Raw genomic sequence first — 22,184 nt, forward strand, 5'->3', positions numbered from 1 at the left:
GTCAGCCGCCCTGGCCGGCGCGGTGCTGTGCCAGGTAGCCCGTCAGTGCAACACGCGCCCGGGCGAATTCCGCAACCAGCAGCGCCACCGCCACCGCGGGGCGCTGCAGGCTGCCACTACGGGCTTCGTGCTCGATCCGCTGCGCGATCGCCGACAGCGACAATGCGCCGACGTTTGCACTCGATGACTTCAGGCTGTGCGCTGTGGCCTGCAAGCGCAGCTCATCGCCGTTCTGCGCGGCCAGCTGCAACTGCTGCACCATCACCGGCGCATCTTCAAGAAAGACCATGACGATCTGGGTGGCAGCGTCGCCGATCACGGTGTGCAGTTCATCCAGCACGTCGCGGTCGATCACCGGTTTCGGCGCGGCTTGGCTTGTCGTCTCCTGTAGAGCCGAGCCATGCTCGGCTGATGGAGTGGGAGTGCCACTGGCCGTCAGCCGAGCATGGCTCGGCTCTACAGACGGCTCCACAGAAAATTGTCCAGGTGATGCAGCTTTGCCGCCACCCCAACGCAGCAGCAGCGCATGCAGCGTGGCGCGCGCGATCGGCTTGGACAGGTAATCGTCCATGCCCGCCTGCAGGCAGCGCTCGCGGTCACCGGCCATGGCGTTGGCGGTCATGGCGATGATCGGCAGGCGCGCGCGCCCGGTCTCCACTTCTTCGGCGCGCCAGCGGCTCGTGGCGGCGTAGCCGTCCAGCACCGGCATCTGGCAATCCATCAACACGATGTCCACGCCGCCTTCGCGGAGGGCGGCCAGCGCCTGCTCGCCATCGGCGGCGTTGCGCACTTCGCACTGGAACACGCGCAGCAGTTGTTCGGCGACCATCCGGTTGACCGTATTGTCCTCCACCAGCAGCACACGCAGATGCAACGGCGGCAGCGTGGCAGCCGGTTGCTCGTTGTCCGCGCTGGCCAGCAGCGCAGCGGGGCGGGCGGGGGCGACCGGTGCAGCCAGCAGTGCATGCAGGGCCGCATCGTCGAAGTGCGGGGGCAGCTGGCGCTGGCGCTGGCGTTGTGGAAGTGCGCCCTCCTGCAGCCACAGCACCTGCAGCACATCGTCGTCACCACGTTCACTCAGCGCCAGCTGCAGCGTGGCCTCACCGTTGCGGCGTGCGCGGGCATCGACCAGCAGCCATGCCGGTGCCGGTTGTCCGGGCCGCGCGGGAGCGCGCAGGCGCTCGACCACGGCATCCAGCTGTGCCAGCACCTGCACCTGCAGCCCATGGTGGGCGGCGATGCGCTCGATACGTGCCTGCAGCGTTGCATCGGCACTGAACAGCAGCAGCGGTGCCGGTGCGCGCGCCATCGCCGGCAGGTCGCCAGCGACCTTCAGCAGCGGGATCTCGAACCAGAAGGTTGCGCCCTGGCCCGGCGTGGAGTGCACGCCGATGTGCCCGTGCATCAGGTCGATGATGCGCTTGCAGATGGCCAGGCCCAGGCCGGTGCCGCCATAGATGCGGGTGGTGGATGCGTCGGCCTGGCTGAAGGACTGGAACAGGCGTGCCTGCAGCGCGTCGTCGATGCCGATGCCGGTATCGATGATCTCGAAGCGCAGCTGGTGCTGCGCGGCACTTTCACCCAGGCGCAGCACGCGCAGCTGCACCTGGCCGCGGGCGGTGAACTTGATGGCGTTGGCCAGCAGGTTGCTCAGCACCTGGCGCAGGCGCACCGGGTCGCCGCGCACCGGCAGGCGCACCGATGGATCCAGTTGCAGGCCCAGGGCCAGGCCCTTGGCGTCGGCGGCCCGCTGCATCAGCTGTACCACGCCATCGAGCAGGTCGCGCAGGTTGAAGCTGGTGATCTCCAGTTCCAGCGCCTGCGCTTCCAGCCGGGAGTAGTCGAGGATGTCGTCGACGATGCGCAGCAGCTGTTGCGAACTGGCCGAGGCGGTGGCCAGCATCTGCCGCTGGTCTTCGCCCAGCGGCCCGCGTGCGATCAGCTCCAGCATCGGCAGGATGCCGTTGAGCGGGGTGCGGATCTCGTGGCTCATCGTGGCCAGGAACTCGCCCTTGGCCAGCACGGCCGCCTCGGCGGCCTGCTTGGCCTGCAGCAGCTGTTGTTCCAGCTGGCCCTGGCGTTCGGTGGTATGGCGAAGCTGGTCGCGTTCGGCGGCCAGCGCACTGTGCGTGCGCTGCAGCTGGGCCAGCGCATGGTTGCGCGCGCGCAGGCGCAGGCCCAACAGCAGCAGCGCGATGGCGGCCGCAGCAAGGGCAACCAGCAGCACGCCCCACAGCGGCACGTCAGAGCACCGCGTTGTGGAAGTCGAAGTTCAGGTCGCTGCCGGCCGACTGCACCATGTTGCCCTGGATGTAGTCGACGCCGCCTACCCACATCGCCGCTGCAGCCTGCGGATCCTCGATCTGCTGGCCGATGATCTGCAGTCCGGCGGCATGGGCCTGTTCGATCGTCTTGCGCAGTTCCTCGCGCGTGGCCGGATTGGAGTGGCTGCTGGAGAAGCGCGCAGCCATGCGCACGAACGACAGCGGCAGCTGGGTCAGCAGTGCATCGGCCTCGCCGCTGGGTTCGAACTGGCTCAGGCAGAAGCGCACCCCCGCGCTGGCCATGCGCTGGCAGAACTGCTGCAGCGGCACGGTGTGGATCAGTGCGTCGGGCAGGCGCACGTCGATCACCAGCGCACTGCCGGGCAGGTCACGCTGCTGCAGTGATTCCAGCAGCCAGTCGGCGAAGGCATCGCGCTGCAGGGTGCGCAGCGACTGCGAGACGAACAGGCTCAGCGGCTGCGTTGCGTGCCGGTACAGATCCAGCAGGCCCAGTGCGTGGTCCATCACCTGCTGGTCGAGGTCGGCGATGCGCCCGGCGGCTTCCGCGGCGGGGATCACCTGGCCGGCCGCCAGCACCGTGCCATCGGCCTGGCGCAGGCGCAGCAGCAACTGGTATTGCGCGGTGTTGCCGCCTGCCACGGCGACGATCGGCTGGTAGGCCAGTTCCAGCTGGCCCTCCAGCAGCGCCAGGTGTTCCTGTTCGGTGACCGCCTGGCGATGCACATGGCCCGCCACGCCGGCGCTGAGCAGGCGCGCCTGCAGGGTGGTGCGCTCAACCGCTTCCAGCGCACTGCTGGCATCCTCGAAGCCCGGCGACAGCGGCGCATAACCGACCACGCCGCGCAGATGCACGGATTCGTCGTCGCGGATCACGAAGGCGCGGGCCGACAGCTGCTCGCGCAGGCTCGCGGCGATGCCTTCGAGGGCGTCCTCGTCGGCGTTGCGGGCCAGCAGCAGGAAGCTGTTGTCGTTCAGCCGCGCCAGCAGGTGCGGATGGCCGGCTTCGGCCAGGCGCTGCCCGGCCTGCACCATCAGCCGTTCAAACGCGGCATAGCCATAGCGTTCGCGCAGGCCCAGCGCACTGGCCACTTCGATGAAGAACACGCCGCCCCGGTCGCGGTGGGCGAGTGCGGTGTTGAGCTGCTGCAGCACATGGTGGCGCGTCGGCAGGCCGGTTTCCGGATTGCTGGTGGCCGGTGCGCCGGTGGCGCCCGGCAGGGTCGCGGCCTGGGCACGTGCGCGGCGGATGCGGTTGGCCACCGCTGCGATCAGGTGGCGCGGCCGGATCGGCTTGCTCAGGTAGTCGTCGGCGCCGCTGTCGAGCACTTCGAACTGGCGCTCTGGATCCGGATCGCCGCTGAGGAACACGATCGGCAGCAGCTGCAGGCCGGGCTGCTGGCGGATCAGCGCGGTCAGGCGCATGCCGTCCAGCCCGGGCAGGTGCAGATCCATCAGGATCAGGTCGGGGCGGTGCTCCTTGATCGCCTGCAGCGCGGCATCGGCATCGCTGTGCACGATCGCCTGCATGCCGGCGCCGTGCAGCACGCTCTGCGCGAACAGCGCCTGGGCGCGATCGTCTTCAACGATCAGCACGCGGTAGGGCGAGTCCGAGGGCGGCGGGGCCAGATCGTTGTTGCCGGCTTCGGCCAGTGCGATCGGGCCGGGCAGCGGCGGCGGTGCGCTGTTGACCGACGCCGGGGCATCGGTCGCGATGGGCGGCGGGGTCGCAGCCGTCGGTGCGGCCACAGCGGGGCCTGCCGCCTCGGGCGCCCAGCGCTGCCAATGATCGGCCGGAGGGGTTTCAGCGCGTCCCGGGCGGGCGCCCGCGGGGGATTCGTTTGCGGCCATCGGTGCTCCTGGTGTTCGCGTCCATTATGCGACAAGCCCGGTGCTCAACCGGTACTGCTGTGCCCCGGCGGTGCTGCCGATGCACCGCGCGCCAGCCAGCGCACGCCCTTCCACAGCGCGCGCCAGACCAGCCACACCAGCAGCGCGCCGGCCAGGCTGCAGGCCAGCACCACGATCAGCGCGATCCACGGGTGTGCCAGGGCCAGCGCCAGGCCACCGACTACCACGGTGTCCTCGGCGGCGGAGGCGACCCAGTTGCTGGCCGGTTCCGGCGAGGTATTGAGCAGCGCGCGGGTACCGGCCTTCAGGCCGTGGCTGGCGAGGGCGACGCCGGCACCGGCGGCGAGTGCGCCGGCGCCGAGCTGACCGTCCGGCGACAGGGTAGCCGCTGCGAGGAACGCGCCGGCCGGCACGCGTGCGAGCGTCTGCACCAGGTCCCAGACCGAGTCCACGCCGGGAATCTTGTCGGCGAAGAACTCGGCGATGGCCAGCGCCGCCGACGTGCCCAGCACCCACCAGGATTCGGTGGCCTGCAGGGCGGGCGGCAGGTCGACCCAGCCGAGCAGGCCGGCAAGGCCGACGCCGAACACGGTGAGGTAGACGCGGATGCCGGCCAGCCAGGCCAGCAGGATGCCGATCACGAACAAGTGGGCTTCGGTCATGGCGATGCTCCGGCGACGGAACTGTGCAGGGGACCACACTATCGACGATGGCATGCCTGAACGCCACAGACCGTGGCCGGCCACGGCGCAGGAAACCCACCCGTCCTGTCATACACTAGCCCGTCGTTTGCCACAGGGGCCGTACCGGTGTCGCCCTCGCGATACCCCCGGAAACCACCCATGACCAACCGTCCTCCCATGCGCGTGCAGGTACGCCTGCCCGGCGCGCCGCAACCGCCGGCCGACCGTCGTGGCCTGCTGGTGATCGGCGGCATCTGGCTGCTCAGCCTGGTGCTGGCGGTGCTGGGTGGCTGCTGGATGGCCACGCCACGCGATGCCCAGGGCCAGCGCCTGCAGGCTGCCGAGAAGCGCGCCGAGACGCTGCAGGCGCAGCTGACCGAGCTGCGCCAGAAGCAGGCCACGCTGGAGGCCTCCGACCGCATCAGCCGCGCCGCCAATACCGAGGTGCAGTCCTCGCTGGCCGAGCGCGATGAGGAAATCGCCGGCCTGCGCGCCGACGTTGCCTTCTATGAGCGCCTGGTGGGTTCGACCAGCCAGCGCAAGGGCCTGAACACCCATTCGATCGAGTTCAGCCCGGAAGCGGCCGGCACCTGGCAGTACACCGCCGTGCTGACCCAGAACCTCAACCGCGGCGCCATCAGCCAGGGGCAGATGCGCTTCACCGTGGAAGGCGTGAAGAACGGCAAGCTGGCCACGATCAGCTGGGATGATCTGCACCAGCGCAGCAAGGTGCCGGGACAGGATTACTCGTTCCGGTACTTCCAGCAGCTCACCGGCAGCGTGATGCTGCCGGCTGACTTCACCCCGCAACGCGTGCGGGTGACATTGGGGAGTGGTACGGGGGGTACCACCCAGGTATTCGACTGGAAACAGGCCGGTGCGCCGGCCAGCAAAGGGGAGTAGGCAGATGTTCGGAAGCAGCAAATCCAACCGTGAAGGCCAGCTGGTGGTGGATGCCCTGATCGGCAACCAGGTGGTGATCCGCGGTGATGTGGAATTCAGTGGTGGCCTGTATGTGGAAGGTCGCATCCACGGCAAGGTGATCGCCACCGAAGGCGCCAGCGGCGCGACCCTGACGGTCGCCGAGCATGGCGTGATCGAGGGTGAGATCCGGGCCCAGGTGGTGGTCATCAGCGGCCGTCTGGACGGCGATGTACACGCCACCGAGAAGGTCGAGCTGACCCCCAGCGCACGGGTCAATGGCAACGTCCATTACCAGGTGGTGGAGATGAATGCGGGCGCCCAGCTGAACGGCCGCCTGATCCATGCCAGCGCCCCGATGGCGGCCCTGCCGGCGCCGGAAGGCGATGAGGCCAATGGCGGCAAGGGCGACACCGCCGCACGCCGCAAGCTGGCCGAGGCGATGGCTTGAAAGCCATCCCCGGCACCCCCATGCTGGCACCATGAGCACGCTAGTCTCCCTGCCCGGCGCCACCCCGGTTGCCGCGCCCGATTACCAATCGCTGGAGCGCCCGCTGAACTTCACCGAGTCGGCGGCCGCCAAGGTCAAATCCCTGATCCAGGAAGAGGGCAACCCCGACCTGGCCCTGCGTGTGTACATCGAGGGCGGCGGCTGTTCGGGCTTCCAGTACGGGTTCGAGTTCGACGAGAACCGTGCCGAGGATGACCTGGCGGTACAGACCAGCGGGGTGACCCTGCTGGTCGACCCGCTGAGCCTGCAGTACCTGATGGGCGCCGAGGTGGACTACACCGAGAGCCTGACCGGTGCCCAGTTCGTGATCCGCAACCCGAACGCAAAGACCACCTGCGGCTGCGGCAGCAGCTTCAGCATGTAAAAGGCCTGTGGCCGGAATGTGCCAACCAGGGTTGGCACCTGCCAGAGCGGGTAGATCCACGCCATGCGTGGATGATCCTTCCTGCATCCACAACGGCAGATTGCGCACAGCGCCGACCTTGCCACCCGCATCGATTGGCGGCACGCTTGCAGGATGCCCAATACTCCTTCGCCGCTTTCCGGTTTCGCCTTCGTGGGTGAACCGCTGGAGCGCGCCGATGCCCTGCGCGAAGATGCCGATGCACTGGCGCGCCTGTGGCCGGGCGCGCGCATTCTCGTGCTCGATCAGGACGGCAGCGCCTTCACCGGCGATGACGATCAGCCACTGGCGCTGACCGGCGCCGACATCGGCGGCGGCCCGGGTGCCGCGATCTTCCTCGGCCTGCGCGGAGAGCAGGCGTGGTTCTCGGTTGAAGCCACCAACGTCACCATCAGCGCACCAGGCCGGCTTGATCTGCGCCAGGCCGCGCTGCTGTGGTCGATGGCCGATGCGACCGCCTTCAGCTATGCCCGCGGCATGTCGTACTGGCACTCGCGCACCCGCTTCTGCGGCGTGTGCGGCGGCGCCGTGGCGTTTGCCCGTGGTGGTTTCGTCGGCCGCTGCGGGCAGTGCTCCACCGAACACTACCCGCGTGTCGACCCCGCGGTGATTGTCGCCGTGGAAAACCAGGGCCGGCTGCTGCTGGGCCGGCAGTCGAACTGGGCCCCGCGTCGCTACTCGGTGCTGGCCGGCTTCGTCGAACCCGGCGAGACCTTCGAGCAGACCGTGGTGCGCGAAGTCCATGAAGAGAGCAAGGTGCGGGTGACCGCCTGCCAGTACCTCGGTTCGCAGCCCTGGCCATTCCCGGGTGCGCTGATGGTTGGCTTCCGCGCACAGGCGCAGGATGACCTGCCGACCGTGGACGGTGAGCTGGAAGACGCGCGCTGGTTCAGTGCCGACGAGGTCGGCGCGGCACTGGCGCGCGACGTGGAGGACGATGGCCAGGGTATCCGCCTGTCGCCGCCGATCTCGATTTCGCGCGGCCTGATCGAGCATTGGTACCGGCAGCAGAAGGGCTGAGCCGGGCCGGCTGGGGCGATTGCATTGCCGCCACCTGAACACGGCCCGGGTTACAGTGCGGGTCATCGCGGAGGGCGCCGCTGCGACAGGTAAGGTAGCGGCGCCGAGCGTTCTGTTTCGTAGGGAGACCTGCCATGTTCACCACTCTGGCCGCCGTGCTGGTGGCACTGGCCCTGGGCCATGTTGCTCCGGCCGCTGCTGCCTCGCTGCGCCGTTTCGACGGTTTCCGGCGTTGGCTGGGCTGGCTGGATGCGCGTGGTGGCAAGGCCTGGCAGGGACCGGCCGGCGTTGCCTTGGCACTGCTGCCGCCGCTGTTGCTGATGGTGCTGCTGGCGTGGCTGTTGCGCGGGGTGCTGTTCGGCCTGCCGTCGCTGCTGCTGGGCGTGGCGGTGCTGGCCTGGTGCTGGGGCCCGCGTGACCTGGACCGCGATATCGAGGCCATTATCGATGCCGATGATGCGGCGACGCGGCAGGCTGCAGTGCGCAACCTGCAGTCGGCCGGCGGCAGCCTGCGCGAGGACATTCCGTCACTGGTCGAGGCGACGGTGCTCAACGCACTGCGGCGCTGGTTCGCGGTGCTGTTCTGGTTCCTGTTGCTGGGCCCGGCTGGCGCGCTCGGTTACCGGCTGCTGGCGCTGATGGCGGAGAGCCCGATGCGCGCACGCGTGCCGGTGGAGCCGCTGGCGCTGGCGCAGCGCCTGCTGGGCTGGATCGAGTGGCCGGTGGCGCAGCTGATGGCCTTCTCGATGGCGCTGGTGGGCAATTTCGATACGGCGTGGAAGGCCTGGCGCCAGGCCCATGGCGAACGCCTGGCCGGCAACATCGGGTTCCTTGGCGCGGTGGCGCGGGCCAGCGTCAACGCCGAGCTGCGTGAGGATGCGCACGATTACACCGAGGCAGGGTTGCTGCCGGTGTGGCAGCGGTTGCCGGACCTGCGTGATGCGATGAGCCTGGTGTGGCGGATGCTGCTGCTGTGGCTGGCGGTCCTCGCCCTGCTGGTGATTGCAGGCTGGGTGACGTAGTTGCTGTTGCAGGGCTTGCAGCCCTGCACCTGCAGAGGCCAAAGCCAATGCCAGAGCCAAAGCGGCTCTGGATTGCTGAGGGTTGGGCGGGGCGGTGTGGGGCTGCAGGACACGCCGTAAACCCGTCCCTGGGGGCTCGATGGCGCCATCCATGGCGCCAACGGTCCTGCTGCCCCACACCGCCCCACCCCCGACAGTTTCCCGGTGACGGTGGGTCAACCGCGACTGCCGGTGGGTGTCGACCTTGGTCGACACGGTCGATCCACGCCATGCGTGGATACAGAGCGAAGCGATCCGCTTCTGTTTTTGATCTTCTCTTTCTTTTCCGTGGTGGACGCACACGGAAACTGTCCGTGGCCGGGCGGGATGGGTTTGCGGGGGTGTCCGCGGCATGGATGCCGCGGCCAAGCCTCCACGGACGGATTCACGGCGTCCCCCGCAAACCCATCCCGTCCGGCCAACCCCAGGGCTTTTGCCTTCAAACGTCGCCCACCGCGAGGGGCTGCGCCGTTGGCTGGAAAACCTAGATCGGTGCCAGTGCGGTGAACGGTGCCCACGGCAGGTTGCGCAGCAGCGCATACCCGGGCAGCACCCAGAGCCAGAACGTGGGATTGGCCAGTACCCGCATCAGCGGGTCGAGCACGCGCGGACGGATGCCGGCGACGTTCAGCAGCATCAGCAGCAGGAACGGCAGGCTGATGACCAGCAGCGGGTTCATCGCCATCGCGCCGGGCAGGTCGAAATGGACCAGCGAATACAGGCAGCGGGTGCTGCCACAGCCCGGGCAGTACAGGCCTGTCAGCGCGTACAGCGGGCAGCTCGGCAAAGGATTGCCGGCGACATACGGATTGACGTTGCGCAGCACCACCGCGGCACCGGCGGCCAGGCCGGTGGCGGCCAGCAGCGGTGCCCAGCGGGCGAATCGGGAGCGGGCGGGAAGTGCGGACATTGCAGCAACGGATCCGGCGCAGGCGCCGGATCCGTCCACGCGGATCAGTAGCCGCTGTTGTTCATTGCACCCATGCCGCCGACAGCGACGATCAGGATGCCGTACAGCACGCCGACCACGACGGCGGCGATGGCCGACCAGATCGCCCACTTCTTGGCCTTGGCGGCGGAGTCCTGGGCACCGGCGATGTCGCCAGCGGCCAGCTTGCCGTTGACCTGCGCGGCGTAGACGATCGACACGATGCCGGCCGGCAGGCAGCAGAACAGGGTGCTCAGGATGGCCCAGACCAGATTGTTCGGGACCTGCGGAGTGGCGGTGTTCATGGGTTCAAGCTCCTTGATGGGTGGTGGTGGTGAATCATTGGTCGGAAAGAGCGCCCAGTACGGCCAAGCCGCCGAACAGCCCGAACCACAACAGCAACAGGACCGGCAGGGCCACGGCCGAAGCCACCGCCCACCAGCCCGCCTTGCGCGACGCACTGTAGGCCCCCGGCAGGTCGCCGGCGGCGCGGCGGCCATCGACCTGGGAGGCATAGACGATCGACACCACGCCCAACGGCAGGCAGCAGAACAGCGTCGTCAGGATCGCCCAGACCAGATGGTTGGGGATGTAGACCGGACGGCTGAGCGGTGGCGGTTGATTCAAAGCAAGACTCCATTCCTTGGTGGCCGGCCATGATGAAACGGCCGAACCTCCCCCCTGTGGGTGCGTAATCTACCTCAACCCGCGCTGCATGTATGCGTTTACAGTCAGATACTGGCCGGTATGGCCCTTGATCTGACGCATCTGACGGACCTCTGCGATGCATCGGAGGGCGAGGATGGGGGCTTGTCGCTGGGACGGTCTACCCGTGTCCGTGCGGTCGATCAGGCGTGATCACCACGCAGGGCCCGCACCTGGGCCTCCAGCACCGGGGCGCTGGTGGTGCGGCCATCCACGGCCGGTGCCGCCACCACCTCGACCGTGGCGCGGAAACGACGCGGCACCCGCATGCGGCCAAGGCGGCTGTCGCGGCGGCTCCACATGCTCGACCACATGCCGCGCAGCGCCATCGGCACCACCGGCACCGGCCGCCGCTCGAGGATCTTCTCGACGCCGGACTTGAACGGCGCCATCTGCCCGTCGCGGGTCAGCGCGCCCTCGGGGAAGATGCAGACCAGTTCGCCTTCGGCCAGCGCCGCGTCGATCTCATCGAACGCACGCTGCATCAGCGCCGGGTCTTCGCGCGCCCCGGCAATCGGGATCGCCTTGGCGGTCCGGAAGATCCAGCGCATCACCGGGATGTTGAAGATCCTGTAGTACATGACGAAGCGCACCGGGCGCGGGATGGTCGCCGACAGGATCAGCGCGTCCATGTAGCTGACGTGGTTGCAGACCAGCAGTGCGGCGCCTTCGTCCGGCACGTTGGCCTCGATGCCGTGCGGGCGCAGCCGGTACAGGGTGCGCACCATCAGCCAGCTGAGGAAGCGCATCAGGAATTCGGGGACGATGGTGAAGATGTAGATCGCCACCAGGGCGTTGGCGATGGCCAGCGCCAGGAACTGCTGCGGAATGGTCCAGTGCAGCAGCTTGTGGGCGGCCAGCGACAGCAGCGCCGCAGCGACGATGAAGCCCGAGTTCTGGATGTTCAGTGCGGCGAACACGCGCGACATCTGCGCCTTCGGCGTGCGGCTCTGGATCAGTGCGAACAGCGGCACCACGAAGATGCCGGTGAACAGGCCGATGCCGATCAGGTCGATGACGATGCGGATGCTGCCGGGCTGCTGCAGGAACGGCCCGATGGTCAGCCCGTGCACTGTCGCTTCGCCGCTGCGGGCGAAGTACAGGTCGAGCAGGAACGCGGTCATGCCGAACGCGCCCAGCGGTACCAGGCCGATTTCCACCGTACGTGCTGACAGCTTCTCGCACAGCAGCGAGCCGACGCCGGTGCCCACCGAGAACAGGGCCAGCGCGAAGATGTACAGGGTCGGCTGGCCGCCCAGGTTGGTCACCGCATAGGCCGGCAACTGCGAGGTCAGCACGGTGCCGACGAACCAGAACCAGGACACGCCCAGGATCGAGTTGCGTACGGCTTTCTGCTGGCGCGCCATGCGCAGCACCGCCAGCGATTCCGGCAACGGGTTCCAGTTGATCTTCAGATTCGGGTCGCCGGCATCGACCTTGGGAATCAGGCGCGCGGCGATGTTGCCGCAGATCGCCAGGGCGATGATCGCGCACGCGGCCACCACCGTGCCGTGGCTGCCAGCCACGGTGAACACCAGGCCGCCGACGATCATGCCGGAGAGGATTGACATCGAGGTGCCCATCTCGACCAGGCCGTTGCCGCCGGTCAGCTCTTCTGGCCTGAGCACCGACGGCAGCACTGAGTACTTCACCGGGCCGAACAGGGTGGACTGCATGCCGGTGCAGAACAGCGCGACCAGCAGCACCGGCAGGCTCTGGGTGAGGAAGCCGGTGGCCGCCAGCGACATGATCACGATCTCCATGGTGGTGGTGATCACGATCAGTCGCGATTTTTCCAGTTTGTCGGCGATCTGCCCGGCCAGCGCCGAGAACAGGAAATATGGCAGGATGAAGATGGCCGGTGCCAGGGTGGCGTACAACCCCAGTTCTTCCTCCGGCACAGCCATGAACAGCAACATGCTGATGATCGCCTGCCGGTACACGTTGTCGTTGAACGCACCGAGCGCCTGGACCACGAAGAACGGCAGGAAACGGCGCTGGCGCAGCAGGGCGAACTGGTTGTGACCGGACATGGAACCTCCTTGACCGGCGCAGCCTAGCATTCCTTCCCCTCCGCTGTGGATGCGGACCTGTGGGTGCGGACCGTTGGTCCGCACACCTGCCAGCACTCTCAGACGATATCGTCGACCACGCCGCCATCCACGCGCAGCGCCGCACCCGAGGTTGCCGAGGCCTGCGGCGAGGCCAGGTACACCACCATGTTGGCCACTTCCTCGACCGTGGCGGTGCGCTGGATCACCGAGGACGGCCGGTGCGCCATCACGAACTCACGGCCGATCTGCTCCAGCGGCTTGCCGCTGCGCTGGCGTTCATCCTCGAACATCGCCGCAAAACCGTCGGAGAGGGTCGGGCCGGGCAGCACCGCGTTGACGGTGACGCCACTGCCGGCCACGCGCTTGGCCAGGCCGCGCGACAACGACAGCTGCGCGGTCTTGCTGACCCCGTAATGGATCATGTCGGCGGGAATGTTGCGCGCTGATTCGGAGGAAATGAACAGCACGCGGCCCCAGCCGGCATCGACCATTGCCGGTAGCAGCGCACGCGACAGGCGCACGCCGGACATCACGTTGGTCTGCCAGTAGCGCTCCCAGGTCGCGTCATCGGTCTCGAAGAAGTCCTGTGGGCCGAAGATGCCGGCGTTGTTGACCAGGATGTCGACCTTGGGCAGGCCGGCCAGCAGTGTTTCGACACCGGCTGCATCAGAGAGATCGGCGGCGACGCCGAGCACGTCGGCTCCCGGCACGGTGGCGAGCAGGTGCCGGCGGGCGCGCTCGACGCTGTCGGTGCTGCGGCCATTGAGAATGACTCGCGCACCAGCGCTGGCCAGTCCTTGGGCGATGGCCCGGCCGATGCCGGCGGTGGAGGCGGTGACCAGCGCGGTGCGGCCACTGAGCTCGATTTTCATGGCGATAGTCCGGAGCGGGGGGATTGCCCAGTATCCGCGCGGCCGCGTGATCGAACCGCAGCGCCAGGCGCAACGCGCCGTTGCACACGGCGCAATTGACCCATGCCACGCGTGGGTGGGCTCTCCGATCAGCGATGAGGAGTCAGGTCAGGCTGGTCACCGCTTCATTGGCCGCTGCCCGCACCTTCGGCAGCATCCGCAGTACCAGCGCCATCTGCGTGCGGATCAGCTGCAGTTTCGGCGGCATCGCCTCGTCGATCTGCTCCAGCTCGGCGGCCACCGCGCGGTCGGCGTCGTTGTCATCGTCGGCGACCGGTTGCCGTGCGGTCAGCGCCGAGGCCAGTTGCTGCAGTGCCTTGCGCACGCGCTCGCCGGCCGCCAATGCCAGCGGGTCGCCCGCATAGCTGTCCACCTGGTCGCGATGCGCGCCCAGCGCCGACAGGTGTCCCAGCAGTGTGTTGGACAGCGCCAGGAAGCGGAAGCCGGCATCCAGATTGCGGCGCACATGGCCGGGCTCATGCAGCATGTTCGACAGTGCGGTGGACAGCGCGGCATCGGCATTGTGCATGTCGCGCCGCGCGATGCGGTAGGCCAGGTCGTCGCGCATGCCGCTGCGGTACTGGCCCAGCACCGAATCCAGGTAGCGAGCCGCAGTGTCCAGCACGCGTGCCAGGACGAGATGCAGCTGCCGGCCCTGCCAGTCGGGCAGGACCAGGAACGCGGCCGCCGCTGCGATCGCGCAACCCAGCACCGTATCGACCATGCGCGGCACGATCAGCACGAAGCCGTCGCCGATCAGGTTGAAGCAGGTCAGTGCCATCACCGTGATCGCCGCCGACGCCACCAGGTAGCGGTCGGTGCGGGTGAAGAAGAACAGAAGTGCAGAGAGCAAGGCGATCAGCAGCTGCACGTGCAGCTGCGGGAACAGCTGCAGCAGCGCCCAGGTCAGCACCAGTCCGGCCAGGGTACCGACGATGCGCTGGGCCAGGCGTTGGCGGGTGGCGCCGAAGTTGGGCCGGCACACGAACACGATGGTCAGCAGTACCCACGAACCGTTCTGCGCATTGAACAGGCGGATCGCTGCAAAGCCGGCAATCAGCGCCAGCGCCATGCGCAGCCCATGCCGGAACAGCACCGAGCCGGGCGTGAGCTGCTGGCGGATGCGCACGCCCATCTCGCGCAGGGTGTGCGGGTTGCTGTCGCGCAGGCGGGTATCGACGTTGTCCAGGCTGGCTTCGGAGCGCTCGGCATCCAGCAGGCGCCGTTCGATGCTGCGCAGGTTGTGCACCAGCAGGTCCAGCGAGCCCAGCAGGCGCTGCCATTGCGGCCGCTGCTGGTCGCGCAGGTAGGCCAGCGCATCGGCCAGGTCGCGCCCGGCCTGCTGGTTGCCTTCTCCGTACACGAACGGACGGCGCAGCCGGATTGCCTCGCCCAGGCGGGCACAGGCCTGTCCCTGCAGGTCAAGCAGGCGCTGGCAGCGGTACAGCACGTCGCTGTGGAAGAACGCGTCCACCAGCGCGCCGTACGGGTAATGCGAGGAACTGGCGCGCTCGTGGAAATCCTGCGCCATGTAGTACAGGCGCAGGTAAAGGCCGGAGTTCACGCCGGGTCGGCCGGAGCGGCCGAAGCGGGCCAGGATCGCGGTCTTGGCCTCGTTCAGCGCGCCGACCACGCGGCGGTTCTGTTCGGCCAGGTCGAGCTGGCGACGTTGCAGGTCGGCTTCGCGCACCGGCTCGAACAGCGCGGCCTTCAGCTGCAGGTAGCGGCCCAGCTCAACGTACAGTCGCGCCACCCGCTCGCGGACCGGCCGGTTGGCGAACAGCGCGGTCCACAGGATCGACAGCAGGCCGTACCAGACCGCACCGGCCAGCAGGTGGCTGACCGCTTCCAGCGCACTGTGCAGGTCGCTGGCACCGTGCTGTTCCAGGCCGATCATGGTGTAGATCGCCAGCGTCACCGTGGCCTGGGCAATGGACGCATAGCGCTCGCCGAGCGCGCCGAGCAGGGTCAGGCCGAAGGTGGACAGCGCCAGCGCGCCGATGAAGATCCACGGCCACGGGAACAGCCAGATGACCGATGCTGCGGCAATGCAGAAGCACAGCAGCGACAGCGCCACCGCCTTGGTCCGGCCCCACCAGTTGTCATCGGTTTCGGCGATGGCACTGGCGATGATGCCGAGGAACACGCCGGGCAGGGCGGTCAGCGCATCCAGCTGCCAGCACACCGCCAGCGCCGCGGTCAGGGCGATGAACACCCGCAGGCCGTAACTGGCCTTCTCGTGGGCCCACAGGCGGCTGAGGCGGGATTGTCGGGCGGACATGCAGGCTCGGCGGAAGGGTCTCCGACCATTATTGCGGGTGTGGGGTGAAATATGGAGTGCGGACCAACGGTCCGCACCCACGGTAGTGGTAGTGCCGGCCGCTGGCCGGCAGATTTGCGGTACGGAGAAAGCCGGCCAGCGGCCGGCTCTACCCATAGATCCACGCCGCGCGTGGATGGGCCCTTCTACGCCCGCTGCGCGCGCTTGAGCAGCTTGGCTTCGCGCCTGCGTGCGCGGCGTGCGCGCCAACGCTCGGCCAGGCACGAGAAGATCACGTACAGCGCCGGCGTGCTGAGAAGGGTCAGGCTCTGCGAGAACAGCAGGCCGCCGATCATCGCGATGCCCAGCGGGCGGCGCAGCTCGGACCCTTCACCCAGACCGATCGCCAGCGGCACCGCCGCCAGGATCGCGACCATCGTGGTCATCATGATCGGGCGGAAGCGCACGATGCTGGCCTCGCGTGCGGCATCGCGCGGCGCCAGCCCATGCTCGCGCTGCGCCACCAGGGCGAAGTCGATCATCATGATCGCGTTCTTCTTGACGATGCCGATCAGCAGAACCAGCGCGATCATCGAGATCACCGACAGTTCGGTGTTGGTGCCGAACAACGCCAGCAGCGCACCGACGCCCGCCGCCGGCAGCGTGGACAGGATGGTGACCGGGTGGATCAGGCTCTCGTAGAGCATGCCCAGCACCAGGTAGACGGTCAGGATCGCGGCAAACACCAGGATCAGCATGTCGCTGGGATCTGAATTGAAGCCGAAGCCCGCATCGTCGGCCAGGCGGATGTCGCCAGGCATGCGCATGCCGGCGACGGTGGCATCGATGATCGCCTTGGCCTCACCCATGCTCACGTTCGGAGCCAGGTTGTAGCTGAGGTCCATCGTCGTGTACTGGTTCTCGTGGGTGATCTGCGAGGGGGCCAGGCCGGGCATCTGTGTGGCCACCGCGGTGATCGGCACCATGTCGCCGTTGCGCGCACGCACGTACACCTCATCCAGCGCCGCCGGGGTGGCGGTCTGCGAGGGCAGGGCGTTGACCACCACGCTGTACTGGTTGATGTCCGAATAGATGGTGGAGATCTGGCGCTGGCCGAACGCACCGTACAGCGCGCCGTCGATGGCGCCGACAGTGATGCCCAGGCGCGCGGCCTTGGCGCGGTCGATCTGGATGTTCTGGCGCAGTCCGGCATTGTCCACGTCGGTGCCGACGTCACGCAGCTTCGGGTTCTTCTTCAGTTCCGCCTGCAGCTTGGGCAGCCATTCCTGCAAAGCAGCCAGGTCGTTGCCCTGCAGGGAAATGCGGTACTGCGCGCCCTGGCTGGAACCGCCGCCATCGTTGCTGGGCAGGTCCTGGATCGCGCGCAGGCGCAGCTGCAGGTCGGGGTAGCGATCGGCCTTGGCACTGAGTCGCGCCAACGCATGTGCGGTGGTTTCGCGGCGACCGTCGCTGCGTGACTTCAGCTCGATGTTGAACTGTGCACTGGAGCCCTGACGGCCGCTGCCGAGGCGCACACCCACGGTTTTCACTGCCGGGTCGGCCATCAGCATGTCGGTGATGCGACGCTGGCGGGCGACCATGTCCTCGAAGGAGACGGTGGCGCTGGAATTGGCGCGGCCCCAGATCAGGCCGGTGTCCTGCGGCGGGAACGCGCCCTTCTTCACCGCCCCGAACAGGAAGATGGTGACGCCGATCAGGATCAGCGGCGTCAGCGACAGCAGCAGCGCGTGGCGCAGCGAGAAGTCCAGGAACACGGTGTAGATGCGCAGCATGCGCTCGTGGCCGGCATCCAGCCAGCGTCCGAAGCGCGACGGCGGCGCGCTGTGGTCATGGGCGCTGAGGAAGCGGCTGCACAGCGCCGGGGTCAACGTCAGCGAAACGATCATCGAGACCACGATGGCCGCCACCAGGGTGACGGTGAACTCGCGGAAGAACGCGCCCATCATGCCGCTGGCGAACAGCAGCGGGATGAACACCGCGACCAGCGAGGCGGTGATCGAGACAATGGTGAAGCCGATCTCGCGCGCACCGGTCAGCGCCGCCTGCATGCGCGGCATGCCCTCATCGAGGTGGCGCATGATGTTCTCGATCACCACGATCGCATCGTCCACGACGAAGCCGATCGCGATCACCAGCGCCAGCAGGCTCAGGTTGTTCAGGGTGAAGCCCATCACGTACATCACCAGCGCGGCACCGGCCAGCGACAGCGGCACGGTCACTGCGGCGATCAGCGTCGGTGCCAGCCGGCGCAGGAACAGCGCCATGGTCAGCACCACCATCGCCAGGCTGATCAGCAGGGTGATCTGCACTTCATGCAGCGACGAACGAATGGTCGGCGTACGGTCGAAGTACGGCGTCATCGTGGTGCCGGGCTGCAGGTAGTCGCGCAGGGTCGGGATCTGCGCCTTGACCCGGTCCACGGTCTCCACGATGTTGGCGCCGGCACGGGTGAACACGTACATCACCACCGCCGGTTTGTGGTCGAACCATGCGGCCTGGTAGGCATCCTGCTGGCCGTCGTAGACATTGGCGATGTCCTTCAGGCGGATCACCCGGCCATCGCCCTGGGTCTTGACCACCAGGTCGGCGAAGTCGGCCGCACGCGCCACCGAATCGTTGGCGATGATCGCAGTGGTGGTGTTGCCATCGCTGAGGAAGCCGGTGGGCGAGGTCACGTTGGCCGCGCGCACGGCGTTGCGCAGGTCGTCAGCAGTGAGTCCCAGCGCGTTCATCAGGCGCAGGTTGACGTCCACCCGCACCGCTGGCGTGGAGGCACCGGCGATGTCGACCGAGGCAACGCCGCTGATCTGGCGGATGCGCTGCGCCAGCAGTGAATCGGCGACGTTGTACAGTTCGTCGGCCGACTGCGTCTGCGAGGTCAGCGCGATGGCGATGACCGGGTCGTCGTTCGGGTTCGCCTTCTGGTACATCGGCGAGCCCATGCCCGAGGGCAGGTCGGCTTGCGCCGAGTTGATCGCGGTCTGTACGTCCAGCGCGGCCGAATCGATGTTGTGGCCGCTCTGGAAGATCATGAACACCAGCGAGCTGCCTTCCGAGCTCGACGAGCGCATGCGGTCGATGCCCGGCAGCTGGCCGAGATGGCGTTCCAGCGGCGCGGTGACCGTGGAGGCCATGGTCGCCGCATCGGCGCCGGACTGGCTTGCATGCACGAAGATCACCGGGATCTCGATATTCGGCAGTGCCGATACGCCCAGGCGCAGGTAGCAGATCAGGCCGACCATGAACAGGCCGATGGCCAGCAGCGCGGTGCCGATCGGGCGGCGGATGAAGGGGCCGGACAGGTTCATCGTGCGGCCCCTTGCAGCAGCGGGGCGTGGATCATGCCTGCGGCTCCTGCAGCGAACCGTCGCGCAACGCACGCTGCTCGCGGCGGCGGGCAAGCCACTCGGAGAAGCGCTCCATGTACAGGTAGATCACCGGGGTGGTGTACAGGGTCACCAGCTGCGACAGCAGCAGGCCACCGACGATGGCGATGCCCAGCGGGCGGCGCAGCTCCGAGCCGATCCCGGTGCCCAGGGCCAGCGGCAGCGCGCCCAGCATGGCCGCGGCGGTGGTCATCATGATCGGGCGGAAGCGCAGCAGGCAGGCACGGCGGATCGCTTCGTGCGCGTTGGCACCGGCGCGGCGGGCCTCGATCGCGAAGTCCACCATCATGATGCCGTTCTTCTTGACGATGCCGATCAGCAGCACGATGCCGACGATGCCATCCACCGACAGGCTCAGGCCGCACAGCATCAGCGCCAGCAGCGCGCCGACACCGGCCGGCGGCAGCGTGGAGATGATCGTGATCGGGTGGATGTAGCTCTCGTACAGCACGCCCAGCACGATGTAGATCACCACCAGCGAGGCCAGCAGCAGCCACACCACGTCCGTCTGGCTGCCAGTGAACTCGGCGGCCTTGCCGATGAACTCGGCATGCAGGTGGGTGGGCATGTCCAGGCTGTCCTTGGTCTCCTGGATTGCACGCACCGCTTCGGACAGCGAATAGCCCGGCGCCACGTTGAACGAGACCGTCACCGCCGGCAGCTGCTGCTGGTGGCTGACCACCAGCGGCGCGCTGCTGACCTTGCCTTCGGCCAGCGCCGACAGCGGGATGATGTTGCCGGCGCCGACGGTGATGCCGGTGTTCTGCGCGCCGATGCCGGTGGCGGTCGACGAGTTGGACGAGGTGACCTGGCCGAAGCTGGTGGCATTGGTGCCGGTCAGTGCGCCGGCGCCGTTGGAGGCCACCGCCAGCTGCTCCATCAACGCGGTGCTGGTGCGGAACTCCGGCGCCACTTCCAGCACCACGCGATACTGGTTGAGCTCGGTGAAGATGGTGGAGATCTGGCGCTGGCCGAACGCATCGTAGAGCGTGTCGTCGATGGTCTGCATCGGCACGCCCAGGACACTGGCCTTGTCGCGGTCGATGTTCAGCTCCAGGGCGCGGCCCTGGTTGGACAGGTTGTTGTCCACTTCAGCCAGTTCCGGGCGCTTGCGCAGCGCTTCGGTCAGGCGCGTGGCCTGGGTGGCCACCGTTGCCGAATCGACGTCCGACAGCGAGTACTGGTACTCGGTAGCGGCCACGCGGGTATCCAGGGTCACGTCCTGCACCGGCTTCAGGTACAGCGCCACGCCGGGAATGCCGGCCACCGCCTTCTGCAGGCGCGGCAGGATCTCGTCCAGGCCATCGCGCTGGCTGCGCTCCTTCAGCACGATCGACAGCTGGCCCTGGTTGAGCGTGGGGTTCATGCTGCCGGCACCGATGAACGCCGACACGCCGGTCACATCCGGATCGTGCCGCAGTGCTTCGGCGACCTGCTTGGTGCGCTGTTCCATCTGCGGGAAGGCGATGTTCTGGTCGGCCTGCACCACGCCGGTGATCAGGCCGGTGTCCTGTTCGGGCAGCAGGCCCTTGGGAATCAGCACATACAGCAGCACGGTCAGCACCAGCGCGCCGCCGGCCACGGCCAGGGTCAGGCGCTGGTGGCCCAGCACCCAGTCCAGGCTGTGCTCGTACAGGCCGACGGTGCGCGTCCACAGGTTCTGCTTGCCGGCCGCTGCCGCGCGCTCATGCGCGTCCTCGCCCTCGGGCAGGGCGTCGGGCTTGAGCAGGTAGGCACACATCATCGGGGTGAGCGTCAGCGAGATCAGCATCGACAGCACCACCGCGATGCTCAGCACCCACGCGAACTCGTGGAACAGGCGTCCGGTGACGCCGGGCATCAGCAGCAGCGGCAGGAACACCGCCACCAGCGAGACGGTCAGCGACAGCACGGTGAAGCCGATCTGGCGCGCGCCGATCTCGGCCGCTTCCTTGCCACTCTTGCCCTGCTCGATGTAGCGCACGATGTTCTCGATCATCACGATCGCATCGTCGACCACGAAGCCGGTGGCCACCACCAGCGCCATCAGCGAGAGGTTGTCCAGCGACATCCCGGCGAAGGCCATCACCGCGAAGGTGCCGGCCAGCGACAACGGCACTGCCACCGACGGGATGATCGTGGCCCACAACCGGCGCAGGAACACGAAGATCACCGCCACCACCAGGCCGATGGTGAGGATCAGGGTGAACTGCACTTCATGCACCGAGGCGCGGATGGTCTCAGTGCGGTCGTTGAAGATCTCCAGGTGCACGTCGGCCGGCAGCACGCCCTGCAGCTGCGGCAGGATCGCGCGGATGCGCTCGACGGTCTGCACGATGTTGGCACCAGGCTGGCGCCGGACTTCCAGCAGCACCGCCGGCTTTCCATCGGCCCAGGCGGCCAGCTGGTCGTTCTCCACGCCATCGATCACCTCGGCCACGTCCGACAGCCGCACCGGGCGGCCGTTCTTGTAGCTGATGATGGTGTCGCGGTACTCGGCGGCGCTGGCCAGCTGGTCGTTGGTGCCGATGCTGTAGGACTGTGTCTTGCCGTTCAACGAGCCCTTGGGCGCATTGACGTTGGCCTGGGTCAGCGCGCTGCGCAGCTGCTCCAGGGTCAGGCCCATGTTCGACAACTGCGCCGGATTGACCTGGATGCGCACGGCAGGGCGCACGTTGCCGGCGATCGACACCAGTCCCACGCCCTGCACCTGCGACAGGCGCTGGGCCAGGATCGAGTCGGCGTAATTGTTGACGTCGCGCAGCGGGCGCGTGTCGGACGTCAGTTTCAGTGTGACGATGGCTGCGTCGGCCGGATTCACCCGGTTGTAGACCGGCTGGTAGGGCAGCGACGAGGGCAGGGTGGCCTGGCGGATCGCCGCCTGCACGTCCTGCGCGGCGATGTCGATGTCGCGGTCCATCGAGAACTGCAGGATGATCGTCGACAACCCGGCCGACGAGTCGGAGGTCATCAGCTCCAACCCGGAAATCTGCCCGAACTGGCGCTCCAGCGGGGTAGTGACCAGCGAGGCCATGGTGGTGGCGTTGGCACCGGGGTACTGGGTGGTGACCACCAGGCTGGGCGCATCGATTTCCGGCAGCGCCGACACCGGCAGCTTGCGGTAACCGAGGATGCCCAGCAGCAACAGGCCCGCCATCAACAGCGAGGTGGCGATCGGGCGGCGGATGAAGATCGTCGAAAAGCCCAC

General features: G+C 67.8%; 16 protein-coding genes. 5 read left to right on the forward strand and 11 right to left on the reverse strand.

What is annotated here, in order from left to right; all coding sequences use genetic code 11:
- Window position 1: 1 nt before the first annotated feature.
- The 3 genes from VG556_RS12555 to VG556_RS12565 are packed head-to-tail and all read right to left on the reverse strand — an operon-like array spanning window position 2 to window position 4,795.
- Entirely contained in the window at window positions 2–2,242 is a 2,241-nt protein-coding gene (locus VG556_RS12555) for an ATP-binding protein (protein ID WP_100450704.1), read from the reverse strand.
- Between the two features lies 1 nt (window position 2,243).
- On the reverse strand, window positions 2,244–4,133 hold the full coding sequence (locus VG556_RS12560) for an EAL domain-containing protein (protein ID WP_100450703.1): 1,890 nt from the start codon (window positions 4,131–4,133) through the stop codon (window positions 2,244–2,246).
- Between the two features lie 44 nt (window positions 4,134–4,177).
- The gene (locus tag VG556_RS12565; RefSeq protein WP_049407839.1) at window positions 4,178–4,795 is read right to left on the reverse strand and encodes a DUF4126 domain-containing protein; all 618 of its coding nucleotides are present in this window, start codon (window positions 4,793–4,795) and stop codon (window positions 4,178–4,180) included.
- A 180-nt stretch (window positions 4,796–4,975) separates the two neighbouring features.
- On the opposite strand from VG556_RS12565, the gene VG556_RS12570 reads away from it, so the two are divergent.
- The 5 genes from VG556_RS12570 (at window position 4,976) to ampE (ending at window position 8,693) form a co-directional block, all read left to right on the forward strand.
- Window positions 4,976–5,719, forward strand: a complete 744-nt coding sequence (locus VG556_RS12570) for a DUF6776 family protein (RefSeq protein WP_053494959.1) — start codon at window positions 4,976–4,978, stop codon at window positions 5,717–5,719.
- A 4-nt stretch (window positions 5,720–5,723) separates the two neighbouring features.
- A complete protein-coding gene (locus VG556_RS12575) occupies window positions 5,724–6,188 on the forward strand; it encodes a bactofilin family protein (RefSeq protein ID WP_032956754.1) in 465 nt (154 codons plus the stop codon).
- A 31-nt stretch (window positions 6,189–6,219) separates the two neighbouring features.
- Window positions 6,220–6,612, forward strand: a complete 393-nt coding sequence (gene erpA / locus VG556_RS12580; RefSeq protein WP_005419789.1) for an iron-sulfur cluster insertion protein ErpA — start codon at window positions 6,220–6,222, stop codon at window positions 6,610–6,612.
- Window positions 6,613–6,765: 153 nt separating this feature from the next.
- A complete protein-coding gene (gene nudC / locus VG556_RS12585; RefSeq protein WP_032956756.1) occupies window positions 6,766–7,671 on the forward strand; it encodes an NAD(+) diphosphatase in 906 nt (301 codons plus the stop codon).
- A gap of 134 nt (window positions 7,672–7,805) precedes the next feature.
- Entirely contained in the window at window positions 7,806–8,693 is an 888-nt protein-coding gene (ampE, locus tag VG556_RS12590) for a regulatory signaling modulator protein AmpE (RefSeq protein WP_014648654.1), read from the forward strand.
- Window positions 8,694–9,216: 523 nt separating this feature from the next.
- On the opposite strand, the gene VG556_RS12595 is transcribed toward ampE, so the two are convergent.
- The 8 genes from VG556_RS12595 to VG556_RS12630 all read right to left on the reverse strand — a co-directional run bounded on the left by VG556_RS12595 (window position 9,217) and on the right by VG556_RS12630 (window position 22,184).
- A complete protein-coding gene (locus VG556_RS12595; protein ID WP_014038725.1) occupies window positions 9,217–9,642 on the reverse strand; it encodes a DUF2752 domain-containing protein in 426 nt (141 codons plus the stop codon).
- A gap of 44 nt (window positions 9,643–9,686) precedes the next feature.
- On the reverse strand, window positions 9,687–9,965 hold the full coding sequence (locus tag VG556_RS12600) for a CD225/dispanin family protein (RefSeq protein ID WP_014648653.1): 279 nt from the start codon (window positions 9,963–9,965) through the stop codon (window positions 9,687–9,689).
- A gap of 34 nt (window positions 9,966–9,999) precedes the next feature.
- Window positions 10,000–10,287 carry a CD225/dispanin family protein gene (locus tag VG556_RS12605; RefSeq protein WP_005419784.1) on the reverse strand — a complete coding sequence of 96 codons (288 nt, stop codon included), beginning with the start codon at window positions 10,285–10,287 and terminating at the stop codon, window positions 10,000–10,002.
- Window positions 10,288–10,508: 221 nt separating this feature from the next.
- Window positions 10,509–12,398, reverse strand: a complete 1,890-nt coding sequence (locus VG556_RS12610) for an MFS transporter (RefSeq protein ID WP_014648652.1) — start codon at window positions 12,396–12,398, stop codon at window positions 10,509–10,511.
- A 98-nt stretch (window positions 12,399–12,496) separates the two neighbouring features.
- On the reverse strand, window positions 12,497–13,291 hold the full coding sequence (locus VG556_RS12615; protein WP_014648651.1) for an SDR family NAD(P)-dependent oxidoreductase: 795 nt from the start codon (window positions 13,289–13,291) through the stop codon (window positions 12,497–12,499).
- Window positions 13,292–13,433: 142 nt separating this feature from the next.
- Complete coding sequence (gene yccS / locus VG556_RS12620) at window positions 13,434–15,611, reverse strand: YccS family putative transporter (RefSeq protein WP_100450702.1); 2,178 nt, start codon at window positions 15,609–15,611, stop codon at window positions 13,434–13,436.
- 185 nt (window positions 15,612–15,796) lie between these two features.
- Entirely contained in the window at window positions 15,797–18,919 is a 3,123-nt protein-coding gene (locus VG556_RS12625; RefSeq protein ID WP_049403847.1) for an efflux RND transporter permease subunit, read from the reverse strand.
- Between the two features lie 31 nt (window positions 18,920–18,950).
- On the reverse strand, window positions 18,951–22,184 hold the full coding sequence (locus VG556_RS12630) for an efflux RND transporter permease subunit (protein WP_100450701.1): 3,234 nt from the start codon (window positions 22,182–22,184) through the stop codon (window positions 18,951–18,953).

Source organism: Stenotrophomonas sp. CASM106 (assembly GCF_049384825.1).
GTDB lineage: Bacteria > Pseudomonadota > Gammaproteobacteria > Xanthomonadales > Xanthomonadaceae > Stenotrophomonas > Stenotrophomonas muris.

Coding starts and splice junctions, on each gene's coding strand:
- VG556_RS12560 (WP_100450703.1), bottom strand. CDS start 4,133: ATGGCCGCAAACGAATCCCCCGCGGGCGCCCGCCCGGGACGCGCTGAA.
- VG556_RS12565 (WP_049407839.1), bottom strand. CDS start 4,795: ATGACCGAAGCCCACTTGTTCGTGATCGGCATCCTGCTGGCCTGGCTG.
- VG556_RS12570 (WP_053494959.1), top strand. CDS start 4,976: ATGACCAACCGTCCTCCCATGCGCGTGCAGGTACGCCTGCCCGGCGCG.
- VG556_RS12575 (WP_032956754.1), top strand. CDS start 5,724: ATGTTCGGAAGCAGCAAATCCAACCGTGAAGGCCAGCTGGTGGTGGAT.
- erpA (WP_005419789.1), top strand. CDS start 6,220: ATGAGCACGCTAGTCTCCCTGCCCGGCGCCACCCCGGTTGCCGCGCCC.
- nudC (WP_032956756.1), top strand. CDS start 6,766: ATGCCCAATACTCCTTCGCCGCTTTCCGGTTTCGCCTTCGTGGGTGAA.
- ampE (WP_014648654.1), top strand. CDS start 7,806: ATGTTCACCACTCTGGCCGCCGTGCTGGTGGCACTGGCCCTGGGCCAT.
- VG556_RS12595 (WP_014038725.1), bottom strand. CDS start 9,642: ATGTCCGCACTTCCCGCCCGCTCCCGATTCGCCCGCTGGGCACCGCTG.
- VG556_RS12600 (WP_014648653.1), bottom strand. CDS start 9,965: ATGAACACCGCCACTCCGCAGGTCCCGAACAATCTGGTCTGGGCCATC.
- VG556_RS12610 (WP_014648652.1), bottom strand. CDS start 12,398: ATGTCCGGTCACAACCAGTTCGCCCTGCTGCGCCAGCGCCGTTTCCTG.
- VG556_RS12615 (WP_014648651.1), bottom strand. CDS start 13,291: ATGAAAATCGAGCTCAGTGGCCGCACCGCGCTGGTCACCGCCTCCACC.
- yccS (WP_100450702.1), bottom strand. CDS start 15,611: ATGTCCGCCCGACAATCCCGCCTCAGCCGCCTGTGGGCCCACGAGAAG.
- VG556_RS12625 (WP_049403847.1), bottom strand. CDS start 18,919: ATGAACCTGTCCGGCCCCTTCATCCGCCGCCCGATCGGCACCGCGCTG.